This is a genomic window from Pseudomonas sp. PICF6, assembly GCF_009831705.1.
Taxonomy (GTDB): Bacteria; Pseudomonadota; Gammaproteobacteria; order Pseudomonadales; family Pseudomonadaceae; genus Aquipseudomonas; species Aquipseudomonas rhizophila.
Window position 1 is genome coordinate 159,522 of sequence record NZ_WUUD01000013.1, and the last position, 11,247, is coordinate 170,768.

Sequence of the window (11,247 nt, forward strand, 5' to 3'; positions counted from 1 at the left end):
TGTGGCGCGGGCCGGTTCTGGCCGGTGCTGGCCGAACATGCCAACCGGGTGATCCTGGCGGCGGACCCCTCGCCAGACATGCTCGATCACGCCCGCACCCACCATGGCGGCGCGTTGCTGGAGCGGGTCACGACCTTTCCCAGTTCGGCATTCACCCTCGGCCTGTCGGCTAACGCTGTGGACTGTATTTTGTGTCTGCAACTGTTTCGGCACGTCAAGGCCAGTGAGCATCGGCTGGCGCTGTTGCGCGAATTTCATCGGGTCAGCCGTGACACGGTGATTGTGTCGGTGCAAATTGAAGGTCGCCTCAACATCGGACCTGCGCCGCACCGCAGCCTGGCGGACAAGGCTGAAGTTGAAGCCGAGTTCCGCCAGGCCGGTTTCACCCTGCTGTGGTATCAGGATTTTCTGCCTGGGTTTGCGCTGACGCGGGTTTATGCGTTGTGCAAGGCCGGTTAATTCCCGATGTAGGACTATTCTTGCCTTCGCGCAGGCGATTTCTCTCAGGCTCCCGCTCTATGGATGCTCGCAATCGCTGACGGCGATATATACTGCGCGCCATTCTTCAAGGGAGAGCCGTGTGGCCATCGATATTCACTGGATTCGCGACAACGATAGCCTCGGTCAGTTTTGCGACGAATGGCAGCAGTTGCCATTCGTCGCCCTCGACACTGAATTCATGCGGGTCGACACGTTTTATCCCATTGCCGGTTTGTTGCAGATCGGCGACGGCGAGCGTGCCTATCTGATCGACCCCTTGACCATCGACAACTGGAAGCCCCTGGCCGCGTTGCTGGAAAACCCGGCAGTGCTCAAGGTGTTGCACGCCTGCAGCGAAGACCTTGAAGTGCTGCTGCGCTTGACCGGCAGCCTGCCTGCGCCGCTGTTCGACACTCAATTGGCCGCCGCCTACCTGAACCTGGGTTTTTCCATGGGGTATTCCCGGCTGGTACAGGACGTGTTGGGCATCGACTTGCCCAAGGGCGAAACCCGCTCTGATTGGTTGCAAAGACCCCTGTCGGAAACGCAGATCAGCTACGCCGCTGAAGATGCAGTGCATCTGGCGGAAGTTTTCGTACAGCTACGCCCGAAGCTTTCTGACGAAAAATACGCCTGGGTCCTGGAGGATGGCGCCGAGCTGGTGGCCAACCTGCGTCGCGAAGTCGACCCCTATGAGGTTTATCGCGAGGCCAAGCTGGCCTGGAAACTTTCCCGTGCCCAACTGGCCGTGCTGCGCGAGCTATGCGCCTGGCGCGAGCGGGAAGCGCGGGCTCGTGACCTGCCGCGTAACCGGGTCATTCGCGAGCATTCGCTGTGGCCCCTGGCCCGCACTCAGCCGGATAACCTCGGTGCGCTGGCGAAAATCGAAGACATGCACCCGCGTACCGTGCGCCAGGACGGCGAGTTCCTGCTGGAGCTGATCAAACGCGCCGCCAGCGTGCCGCCCGAACAATGGCCGCCAGCCGTGGCCGAGCCCTTGCCCATCGAGGCTTCGGCGCTGGTCAAGCGTCTGCGGGCACTGGGGCAGGTTGAGGCCGAGCGCCTGGGAATCGCCCCTGAACTGATGCTGCGCAAGAAAACCCTCGAGGCGCTGATCAAGAGCGGCTTTCCCGAGGGCCCTTACCAATTGCCCGATTCGCTGCGTGGCTGGCGCCGCGAATTGATGGGCCAGGCGCTGCTCGATAGCCTGGCCACCGCCGGAGAACAGCCTTGAAACGTATCTGCTCGATCTACCGAAGCTCGAAGAAAAACGAGATGTACCTGTATGTGCTCAAAAGCGATGCCCTGGAGCGTGTGCCCGAGCCCCTGATGGCTGCCTTTGGGAAGGCGATCCATGCCTTTGACCTGGTGCTGAGCCCCGAGCGCAAGCTGTCCCGGGAGGACATCAACCTGGTGCTGGAAAACCTCGATACCCAGGGTTATCACTTGCAGATGCCACCGGCTGAAGACGAATACATCGAGCATCTGCCGGAAGAGTTGCTGCGACGCAACGACCCGGTCTGACGGTACCCCGAGGCACCTTTCCCGGGCCTCTTGAAACACTGGAATGGTTTATTGGCGATGGCCGCAAGGATGGAGCGACACTCTGTCGGCGGTCGTCTGCATAGTTTTTGAAAGGTTTGATCCATGCGCGTTCTGATTGCCGAACACGATCACGCGGTGTACGCCCAGCTTCTGCGACAGGCTGCACCCGATATCCAAGTCCTGACCAGTGGCGACTCCGCCGAACTGTCGCGACTGGCCGCCGACTGCCCGGTCTGGCTGGGCCAGCCCGATCTGCTGGCCACCCTGTTGCGTCAAGGCCATCAGCCCCAGTGGCTGCAATCGACCTGGGCGGGCATCACGCCGCTGCTGGCCGAGGGCTTGACGCGTGATTATCGCCTGACCCGTGCGGTGGGCATTTTCGGCCAGGTGATGGCCGAGTACGTCCTTACCTATATGCTCGGTCATGAGCGCGAGGTGCTGGCGCGGCTGGTCAGCCAGGTCGAGCGCAAGTGGGACAACCGTCAGGGCCAGAGTCTGGCCGGGCGCAAGGCACTGATCGTTGGGACCGGCGATATCGGCCAGCGGGTAGCGCAGTTCCTGCTGCCGTTTGGTGTGCAGCTGTATGGCATTGCCAGCGAAGCCCGGGAGCTGGCGCCGTTCATTGAGGTCGGGGCGCTGAAGGATCTGCCGCGCATGGTGGGGGAGGTGGATTATGTGATCAACCTGCTGCCCAACACGCCGGACACCCACGATATATACGACGCGACGCTGTTCAGGCAATTCAAACCCACCGGGCTGTTCATCAATGTCGGACGCGGCGTGGCCGTGGTCGATGCCGATCTGGTGCAAGCCTTGAAGGAAGGGCACCTGGCCGGCGCGGTCATTGACGTTTGCCGCCAGGAGCCGTTGCCACAGCGGCATCCTTTCTGGACGGCCTGGGGCCTGCTGCTGACCGGCCATAGCTCGGCACCGACGTCGCCGGCGATGATGGTGCAGTTGTTCCTGGAAAACCTGCGGGCCTACCAGGCCGGCGAAACCTTGCGCGGGGAAGTGGATTTCGATCGGGGATATTAGACCGACCCAATCAACTTGTGGGAGCGAGCCTGCTCGCGATAGCGGTTTGCCAGTCGGCATCAATGCTGGCTGATCCGGCGCTATCGCGAGCAGGCTCGCTCCCACAGTGATCTTCAGCGGTCACCCCATCGGTGTTCTCGGCCAATCCATTTACGGACTTCGCCAACACAACGTCCTACCGACAGTCGCCCATGCTTGGCCTGAAGAGGCCCCGGCACTAGACTGACGGCCTTTTCACCATCTGATGCTGATTGCTTGAGCCATGGCCGCCAAAGTCGAACCGTTCTGGATACGTAAAACCCTCGATCAGCTTGATGCGCAGGAATGGGAATCGCTGTGTGACGGCTGTGGCCTGTGCTGCCTGCAAAAACTCGAAGACGAAGACGACAACAGCGTCTACTACACGCGCATCGCCTGCAAATTGCTGGACTTGAAAACCTGCCAGTGCACCGACTATTCCCGGCGCCGCGACTTTGTTCCCGATTGCATCCAGCTCACACCGGGCAAGGCCGATGAGTTCAAATGGTTGCCACCGACCTGCGGTTATCGTCTGGTCAGTGAGGGCAAGGATCTGCCGTTATGGCACCACCTGGTCTGTGGCGATCGCGATGCCGTGCACCACGAACGCATTTCCCAATCCGGGCGCATGCTGGCCGAAGGCAGCGTGCCCGAGGACGATTGGGAAGATCATCTGATTTTTCGCGCCGGCTGAATGCCGGGCATCGCACCATCAGGGAGAACCCATGGCAGCAGGATTGAAAAGGATGCTCGCAGCCGGGCTGTGGGCGGTGTGCGGGCCGCTGTGGGCGGCGCAGAAAGTCGATCTGGATTATCACGTGCATCTGTTGCCGCAAAGCGATCAGGCCGAAGTGCGCCTGACCTTGGCGCGGGGTTCGGCAGTGCGCAGCCTGGACTTCGACCTCGGCGATGGCAGCCGCTACAGCCACTTCAAGGCCGACGGTCAATGGCAGCTCATCCCGGGCAGGGACACACGCGGCGTTTGGCGTCCCAGTGCCGACAAGGCGAGCCTGAGCTATCGCGTGCGCATCAGTAATACTCGCAAGAACGGTACGTTTGAAACCCGTATGACCCCGGGATGGGGGCTTCTGCGTGGCGACGATCTTGTGCCGCCGGCCAAGTTGGATCAGCAGGATGGCACTGAGCTGGTGTCACGTTTGCAATTTGAACTGCCCGACGGCTGGAAAAGCATCGAAACGGCCTGGCCGCGCATCGGCAAGCAACGCTTTCGCATCGACAACCCCGCGCGGCTGTTCGATCGTCCCACCGGCTGGATGCTCGCTGGCAAACTCGGCAGCCGGCGCACACGCCTGGGAGAGACCGAGGTGACGGTGGCTTCGCCCCAAGGCCAGGGCATGCGCCGGATGGATGTGCTGACGCTGCTGACGTTCGTCTGGCCGCAGGTGCAGGCTCTGGTGCCGCGTCATCCCGGCAAGCTGCTGATCATCGGCGCGTCAGACCCGATGTGGCGTGGCGCCCAGGCCGGGCATGAATCGATTTATCTGCACACTCGTCCGCCGCTAGTCAGCGAACGCGGCAATAGCCCGTTGTTGCGGGAGTTGGTGCAGATGCTGGCGCGCGTCAACGATCGTGAGCGCAGTGACTGGATCAGCGAAGGGTTGGCCGAGTATTACGCCATCGAATTGCTGCGCCGGGCTGGCGGCATGAGTGATGAGCGCTACCAGAGCCTGAACGACCGGTTGGCTCGGGACAGCAAAGGCGTCAGCACCTTGCGTGGCGAGCAGGTCCGCCCGGCGACGGTGGCCAAGGCGGTGTTGCTGTTGCAGGAGCTGGACCGCGAGATTCGTTTGAAAACCCGCAACAAGCGCTCGCTCGATGACGTGCTGCACGCCGCCATGCGTCTGGAGACGGTTGATACCCAGGAGTTTGTCCAGCTCAGCGAGAGCGTTCTGGGGGAGAGTTCTACTGTGCTGGATACGCGGTTACTTCAGTAATACCGCTATCGCGAGCAGGCTCGCTCCCACATTGACCAGCGTTACACTCAAAATGTGGGAGCAAGGCTTGCCCGCGATGGGGCCATCAGCCAGTAAAATCAAAGCCCAACCTTCGGCGAACTCAACGAATCATTCCCCGTCACTGTAGCCGTGCTGGTCGCGGCCTCGGCGCTGGCTTTCATGCGGCTCAGCTCATCACCGGCCTGCTCGATGCGGGCACGGGCGTGGTGCAGGTTCTGACGATTCTTTTCCAGCAACGTCTTGGCCGAGCAGTGCCCGGTGATGCCGCGCGCCAGGGCCATGCCGCCGATCGCCAGTTGGGCCAAACCGATCACGCCGCCACGGCGCAAGCCCTTGCCCATCATCAGGACTCCGCCGGCCAATGAGCCAATGCGTTCCCAGCCATGCACGTTTTGCGGCGGATGAGATTGGAAAGGGGTGGTCTCAATCGGCTCGAACGGGTTGTTATCGCTCATGATCTGTCTCCGGTGTGGGGTTGGTATAAAACTGACTGCCCGAGCGATTCCCTTGTTCAATCCAATTGCGCACCGATCAGCGGAATTGCGGCCCCGAACGGGTGTTATTGCCTTTGGCCATGCGGTCGTACAACACGACATTGACCGTGGCCGCCAGGTTCATGCAACCGGTGGTGGGGATGTACACCACGTCTTCGCACCAGTCACGGATGTCTTTATCCAGCGAGCCATCTTCCGGGCCGAAGATATACAGCGCCCGGTCCGGGTGAGTGTATTCGGGCAAGGGACGAGCACCGTCGACCAGTTCCACGGCCACTGGCACACAGCCCAGGGGCAGGATTTTTTTCAGGTCATCGATGCCGATCAACGGGATGTCGTAGTGGACTTTCTTGGTGTCAGTGACGAAGTCCGCGGCGCGCTCATAGCGTTTGCCGGTGTAGAACACCGATGCCACGCCGTAGCAGCCGGCGGCGCGCATGACCGAACCGACGTTTTCCGGAGACTTGGGGTTGAACAGACCGATGCAGCTGTAGCGTTTGTTGGCCACGGGCGGGGTGCCTTTGGGGAAAAGGCGCGATTATACGGGGATTGGAAGAGGGGGGGCAGCTTGTAGATTGATGGTGATCGTTTGATTGCCATCGCGAGCAGGCTCGCTCCCACAGTGGATTCGTGTTGTTCGCAAAATCCTGTGGGAGCAAAGCTTGCTCGCGAAACAGCCGCCTCGGTTTCTGAAAGACCGCATCGGCTTCATCGCGGGCAAGCCTTGCTCCCACATAAATCCTCTCGCCACAAATGGCTGGCTACTCGTCCTTTTTCATCAACCCGGCCAGTGCGGCGAACGGGTTGTGGGTCGCCTTGGCGATTTTCGGGGTGCTCAGGGAGCCGTCGCCGAAATATTGCTGGTCGGTGTAACGCGAGTGTTCGTTGTCGTGGCAGTACAGGCACAGCAGTTCCCAGTTGGAACCGTCCTGCGGGTTGTTGTCGTGGTTGTGGTCGCGGTGGTGAACGGTCAGTTCACTCAGGCGCTTGCCGGAAAACTCACGGGCGCAGCGGCCACAGACGTGGGGGTACATTTTCAGGGCTTTGTCGCGGTAACCCATTTCCCGGTCACGCTGGGCATCGGCGAGGATGCGATCCAGCTTGGCGGTGTTGGACGGTGGCGTTGACGAACTCATGGGTTCACCTTTGTAAAAAAGACTGATGACGGTTGAACAGAGTTTAGCTCAGCCCTTGAGCTTCTCGGCAATCCAGATGGTGTGGCGGGTGCCTTTGTTGCCGTGGGCGAAGACTTGCACCTCTTCGGCCTTGAAGCCGGCCTTTTTCAGCTTGTCGGAAAACTGCCGGTCGGCGCTGGCTGACCATACTGCCAGCACACCCTTGGACCGCAGGGCCTTGGCGCAGGCGGCCAGGCCGCCGGCTGAATACAGCCAGCTGTTGGCTTTCTGCGTCAGGCCTTCGGGGCCGTTGTCGACGTCCAGCATGATGGCGTCGAAGCCCTGGGGTTCGGCTTGCAGCACCTTGGCCACATCTTCCATGCGGATTACGGTACGCGGGTCCGACAGTGGGCGACCGGCCTTTTCGCCCAAAGGGCCACGGTTCCACTCCACCACGCCGGGCACCAGTTCGGCCACCACCACTTCGGCATTTTTGCCCAGGTGCTTGAGGGCCGAGGCCAGCGTGAAACCCATGCCGAGGCCACCGATCAGTACGCGCGAGCCGGGACGCCCGGCCACCTTGCGGCAAGGGATCTCTGCCAGGGCGTCTTCGGAGCCATGCATGCGCGTATTCATCAACTGCCCACCGTCACCGCCCTGGATCTTGATGACGAAGTCGTCGCCGTACTCGAACAGGCACAGGGCACCGCCGTTGTCAGGGATGGGGGTGGTGTCCAGTAGAACGAAACGTTTCATGGATGTCTCATGCAAAGGAAGGGCAAAGCGGCGCGGTAAGGACTAGCCTGAAGACAGACAATCGCCACGGAGCCATTGATGAAGCGCACCATTCTAACGGCCATTGCCCTGGCAGCGCTCTCGATAAGTTGGGTGCAGGCCCAGCAGCCCACGATTCCGGTGAGCCCACCGAGCATTCCCGGTTCGCCCGGCACCCCCACACCGATGCCATACCCGCCGGTCACGCCCAGCGGCGTACCCACGCCCAGCCCCGGAAGCGGACCGCCGTTGCTGCCGCCAATCGAAATGCCCAAGCCGCCCAAGGACCAGCCGATACCAGGGATGGAGCCAAAACCACCGAAGGCCAAGTCGCCGGGGGGGTAGGCCCAATGCTTGTTAATGAGATCACTGAATGGCAAAAACTTGTGGGAGCGAGCCTGCTCGCGATAGCGATAAACCGGTCAACATTGATGTTGGCTGATCCGACGCTATCGCGAGCAGGCTCGCTCCCACAGGTTCTGCATTTCAACTGACAGAGGAGAGCTAAACCTGCTGCGACAACAACTGCCCATCGGCCATGCGCAGGCGCTTGGACAGGGAAACGGCGAGGGCGCGGATGATCTTGGCGGCGATCTTCGGTGCATCGTTGAGCATTTTTTCCAGGGAATCCTTGCCCAGGTTCAGCAATTGGCAATCACTGGCGGCGATGCAACTGGCCGAGCGCCGTTCTCCGTCCAGCACCGCCATTTCCCCGAATGCCCGGCCGCTGCGCAGCGTGGCGATGGTGACGGGTTGACCGTCGGGGCCGGTTTTCTGCACGGCCACTTGCCCTGAATGGATGATGCACATGAAGCTGCCGGCATCGCCCTCGCGGAAAATCGCTTCCCCTTGGGCAATGGCGCTGATGCTGAAGTAGCCCGACGCCGCGGCGAAGTCGACAGGCTGCAACTGGTCGAACAGGCCGCAGTCCATCAGCCAGTCGCGGATTTCGTTGTTCAGTAAGGTTGGTTCTGACATGTCGTCACGGTCTTTTTCTTGTGTCTGGGGCGGTTGCAAGGGTTTGGATGTAAGGCGATTCCTTTGTGGGAGCAAGGCTTGCTCCCACATTGGGTGGTGGTATCAGAGCCCTGCGCATGGAGCTAAGACCCGGCCATCCGACGGAGTTCCTCAGACCAACCCCAAAACCTTCAAAACAAATGCATATTCGAGGGCTACGTCACGTAACCCCTGGTAGCGCCCGCTCATTCCGCCGTGGCCGGCGCCCAGTTCGGTCTTGAGCAGCAAGGGATTGTCATCGGTCTTGGTGGCGCGCAATTTCGCCACCCATTTGGCTGCTTCCCAATACTGCACGCGGCTGTCGTTGTAACCGGCGATCACCAGCAGCGCCGGGTACGCCTGGGCGCTGACGTTTTCGTACGGGGCATAGGCCCTGATCCGATCATAGACGGCGGGCTCCTCGGGATTACCCCACTCGTCGTATTCGGTGACGGTCAGCGGCAAGTCCGGGTCGAGCATGGTGTTAAGCACATCGACGAACGGCACTTCGGCAATCGCGACCTTGAACAGATCCGGGCGTTGATTGAGCACCGCACCGATCAGCAAGCCACCGGCACTGCCGCCGCTGATCGCCAGTTGATCGGCGCGGGTGACGCCATTGGCGATCAAATGCTCGGCGCAGGCGATGAAGTCGCTGAAGGTGTTGTGTTTGTGCTCCTGCTTGCCGGCGCGATACCAGGCTTCCCCCAGCTCACCGCCACCACGCACATGGGCAATGGCAAACGCCACGCCGCGATCGAGCAGGCTCAGCCGCCCATGGGAAAACCACGGATCGAGGCTCTCGCCATAGGCGCCGTAGCCATACAGGTACAGCGGCACCGGCTGGCCGAGGGCCTGGCGCTTGACCACCAGGCTGATGGGCACCTGCGTGCCGTCCGGTGCGGTCGCCCACAGCCGCTGGCTCACGTAGTCATCGGCATCGAATGGACCCAGGACCGGGGTTTGCTTGAGTACGACCTGTTCGCCGCTGGCCAGGTCCAGCTGGCGAATCTGTGCCGGACGGTTCAGCGCCTCGTAGCGCAAGCGAATGCGGGGGCTGACGAACTCCAGGCTGTTCTGCACATGCAGGCTGTAGGCCGCGTCCGGCAGTTGCACCCGATACGCCGGCAAACCCTGTGGGTGAACTTCGATGATGGGCAGGCCGCCTTCACGCAGGCTCAGGGTCATGGCGCTGGCGTTCAGGCTCAGGCCGTCGATCATCACCGTGTCGCTGTGGGGGATCAGGTTCTGCCAGTCGGCCTCGGTCGGCGCCAGGCCCGTGTCGGCAGCCTGGTACAGCGCGAAGTTGATCCCGTCGCGGTTACTGCGGATCAACCAGCTCCACTGACCGTCGAGCAAACCATGGTCGACGTCGTATTCATGGTCTTCCACCCGGGGCGCCAGGCAGGTGAAAGGCTGGTCTGGCTGTGTGGCGTCCAGGACCCAGACTTCACTGGTGGTTTTGCTGCCCAGGGACAGGATCAACTGTTTTTCCGAACTCGAACGGTAGCAATGCAGGAAAAAACGTCCGTCCGGCTCATGAAACACTTCTTCGGCCGCCGTTCCGTCCAGGCGATAGCGCCAAAGTTTGTGCGGGCGATGGGTGTCATCCAGCTCACCAAAGAACAGCGTCAGGCTGTCATTGGCCCAGGTCATGCTGCCGTCGCAATCCTCAAAGGACAGCTCACTGACTTTGTCATTGGCCAGCTCTTTGACGAACAGGGTGTAAATCTCGTCGCCAGTGGTGTCCAGGCTGTAAGCCAGACGCTGGTGGTCGGGGCTGATGCTGAAGGCACCCAGGGAAAAGAAACCGCCGCCAGCCAGCACGTTAGGGTCCAGCAACAATTGCTCGCGGCTTTCATCCACCGTCAGGCTGTCGTCCACCGGACGCGGGCAGCGGTAGTGACGTGGGTATTCGTCCCCGGCCGTGGTGCGGGTGTAATACAGGTACGGACCCCAAGGCGAAGGCAGGGACAGATCCGTCTCCAGGATCCGGCCCTTGATTTCCTGGAACAGGGTTTCGCGCAGTTCGGCCTGGTCAGCCAGTTGCGCGTCCTGATAGCTGTTTTCAGCCTTGAGGTAGTCGAGCACGGCGTCGGTGTCGCGCTCCTGCAGCCAGGCGTAGGGATCAACACCGGGGTCCCTGCGGGCAATCGGGGCGTTGCAAACGTGGGCAGATAGGGGCATGAAAGGCTCTCGAACGTTGTACGAAATAGGGACTGATGGCCGGTGTGGTTAGTTCGGTCAGCCACCTGCGGCGGCAGAAATTAACCGACAGATACTGCGGCACAGACCACTCGACAGACGCCGGGGCAGCCTGACGAGCGAAAAGCCGTTACTATAAGCGCCTATTTGCCTGCCTTGCCATGGACACCATGACCGAGAACGACTATCTGATCGCCTGGGGCCTCTATGCCTTCGCCGCCCTGGGCTGCCTGCTGGTATGGATGCGCATGACCCGCTGGATCTGGCGCTGGTTGCGCGAGCCCCTGCGCCTGTTGATGGCGGTGTTGCTGTTCAGCCCCACTATCGTCGACCCCGTGAAGGAACAGGTTGCTCCGGCCCTGGCCATCGTTGCCCTGGACGTGCTGTTCAAGGTCGGCAACAACGCCTGGCGTGCGGTATCCGATCTGTTCATGTACGGCATGATCGTCTTTGGTCTTTATTTGATCTTCGTGCTGATCCGCTTCCCCATCGAGCGTGCAGCCAGCGCTCGCAAGGAAAAAGCCGCTGCCGCCAAAGCCGCCGCCGCTGCCGATGAACTACAGGATGAGCAGCCGTTCGGCGTGGCGGGTGATGACCGTTACGGTCGCC

14 protein-coding genes are annotated in these 11,247 nt (G+C 61.3%); 8 read left to right on the plus strand and 6 right to left on the minus strand.

Annotated elements, in window-relative coordinates:
• The 6 genes from GSM73_RS05780 to GSM73_RS05805 form a co-directional block, all read left to right on the plus strand.
• A partial coding sequence (locus tag GSM73_RS05780; protein WP_256676730.1) for a class I SAM-dependent methyltransferase occupies window positions 1-459 on the plus strand: 459 nt, incomplete at its 5' end.
• A gap of 121 nt (window positions 460-580) precedes the next feature.
• Window positions 581-1,714, plus strand: a complete 1,134-nt coding sequence (gene rnd / locus GSM73_RS05785) for a ribonuclease D (RefSeq protein WP_160891844.1) — start codon at window positions 581-583, stop codon at window positions 1,712-1,714.
• Window positions 1,711-2,004 carry a YcgL domain-containing protein gene (locus GSM73_RS05790; RefSeq protein ID WP_047227944.1) on the plus strand — a complete coding sequence of 98 codons (294 nt, stop codon included), beginning with the start codon at window positions 1,711-1,713 and terminating at the stop codon, window positions 2,002-2,004. The genes rnd and GSM73_RS05790 overlap by 4 nt, the downstream gene beginning before the upstream one ends.
• A 123-nt stretch (window positions 2,005-2,127) precedes the next feature.
• Window positions 2,128-3,060, plus strand: coding sequence for a D-2-hydroxyacid dehydrogenase (locus GSM73_RS05795; protein WP_047227943.1), 933 nt, complete (start codon window positions 2,128-2,130; stop codon window positions 3,058-3,060).
• 262 nt (window positions 3,061-3,322) lie between these two features.
• Window positions 3,323-3,772 (plus strand): YcgN family cysteine cluster protein, encoded by a 450-nt coding sequence (locus GSM73_RS05800; protein ID WP_047227942.1) that lies wholly within the window; start codon window positions 3,323-3,325, stop codon window positions 3,770-3,772.
• Between the two features lie 31 nt (window positions 3,773-3,803).
• Window positions 3,804-5,033, plus strand: coding sequence for a hypothetical protein (locus GSM73_RS05805; RefSeq protein ID WP_160891846.1), 1,230 nt, complete (start codon window positions 3,804-3,806; stop codon window positions 5,031-5,033).
• Window positions 5,034-5,131: 98 nt separating this feature from the next.
• Here GSM73_RS05805 and GSM73_RS05810 read toward each other — a convergent pair whose 3' ends face one another.
• From GSM73_RS05810 to GSM73_RS05825, 4 genes are all read right to left on the minus strand, one after another.
• Window positions 5,132-5,509, minus strand: a complete 378-nt coding sequence (locus tag GSM73_RS05810; protein ID WP_047227940.1) for a DUF2892 domain-containing protein — start codon at window positions 5,507-5,509, stop codon at window positions 5,132-5,134.
• Window positions 5,510-5,585: 76 nt separating this feature from the next.
• Window positions 5,586-6,056: an RNA methyltransferase gene (locus GSM73_RS05815; RefSeq protein ID WP_003184248.1), complete on the minus strand. Its 471-nt coding sequence runs from the start codon at window positions 6,054-6,056 to the stop codon at window positions 5,586-5,588.
• Window positions 6,057-6,309: 253 nt separating this feature from the next.
• Complete coding sequence (locus tag GSM73_RS05820; RefSeq protein WP_003184246.1) at window positions 6,310-6,684, minus strand: YajD family HNH nuclease; 375 nt, start codon at window positions 6,682-6,684, stop codon at window positions 6,310-6,312.
• 48 nt (window positions 6,685-6,732) lie between these two features.
• Window positions 6,733-7,419 (minus strand): spermidine synthase, encoded by a 687-nt coding sequence (locus tag GSM73_RS05825; protein ID WP_047227938.1) that lies wholly within the window; start codon window positions 7,417-7,419, stop codon window positions 6,733-6,735.
• Between the two features lie 78 nt (window positions 7,420-7,497).
• Between GSM73_RS05825 and GSM73_RS05830 the strand changes: the two genes are divergently transcribed.
• Window positions 7,498-7,782: a hypothetical protein gene (locus GSM73_RS05830; protein WP_076385928.1), complete on the plus strand. Its 285-nt coding sequence runs from the start codon at window positions 7,498-7,500 to the stop codon at window positions 7,780-7,782.
• 159 nt (window positions 7,783-7,941) lie between these two features.
• Here GSM73_RS05830 and GSM73_RS05835 read toward each other — a convergent pair whose 3' ends face one another.
• Window positions 7,942-8,415: a cyclic nucleotide-binding domain-containing protein gene (locus GSM73_RS05835; RefSeq protein ID WP_047228036.1), complete on the minus strand. Its 474-nt coding sequence runs from the start codon at window positions 8,413-8,415 to the stop codon at window positions 7,942-7,944.
• Window positions 8,416-8,565: 150 nt separating this feature from the next.
• The gene (locus GSM73_RS05840; RefSeq protein WP_047227936.1) at window positions 8,566-10,620 is read right to left on the minus strand and encodes a S9 family peptidase; all 2,055 of its coding nucleotides are present in this window, start codon (window positions 10,618-10,620) and stop codon (window positions 8,566-8,568) included.
• A gap of 179 nt (window positions 10,621-10,799) precedes the next feature.
• Between GSM73_RS05840 and GSM73_RS05845 the strand changes: the two genes are divergently transcribed.
• Window positions 10,800-11,247, plus strand: a 448-nt coding sequence (locus GSM73_RS05845; RefSeq protein ID WP_160892015.1) for an MFS transporter, incomplete at its 3' end; no start/stop codon positions are given.

Coding starts and splice junctions, on each gene's coding strand:
- GSM73_RS05825 (WP_047227938.1), bottom strand. CDS start 7,419: ATGAAACGTTTCGTTCTACTGGACACCACCCCCATCCCTGACAACGGC.
- GSM73_RS05835 (WP_047228036.1), bottom strand. CDS start 8,415: ATGTCAGAACCAACCTTACTGAACAACGAAATCCGCGACTGGCTGATG.
- GSM73_RS05820 (WP_003184246.1), bottom strand. CDS start 6,684: ATGAGTTCGTCAACGCCACCGTCCAACACCGCCAAGCTGGATCGCATC.
- GSM73_RS05830 (WP_076385928.1), top strand. CDS start 7,498: ATGAAGCGCACCATTCTAACGGCCATTGCCCTGGCAGCGCTCTCGATA.
- GSM73_RS05795 (WP_047227943.1), top strand. CDS start 2,128: ATGCGCGTTCTGATTGCCGAACACGATCACGCGGTGTACGCCCAGCTT.
- GSM73_RS05810 (WP_047227940.1), bottom strand. CDS start 5,509: ATGAGCGATAACAACCCGTTCGAGCCGATTGAGACCACCCCTTTCCAA.
- GSM73_RS05800 (WP_047227942.1), top strand. CDS start 3,323: ATGGCCGCCAAAGTCGAACCGTTCTGGATACGTAAAACCCTCGATCAG.
- GSM73_RS05840 (WP_047227936.1), bottom strand. CDS start 10,620: ATGCCCCTATCTGCCCACGTTTGCAACGCCCCGATTGCCCGCAGGGAC.
- GSM73_RS05805 (WP_160891846.1), top strand. CDS start 3,804: ATGGCAGCAGGATTGAAAAGGATGCTCGCAGCCGGGCTGTGGGCGGTG.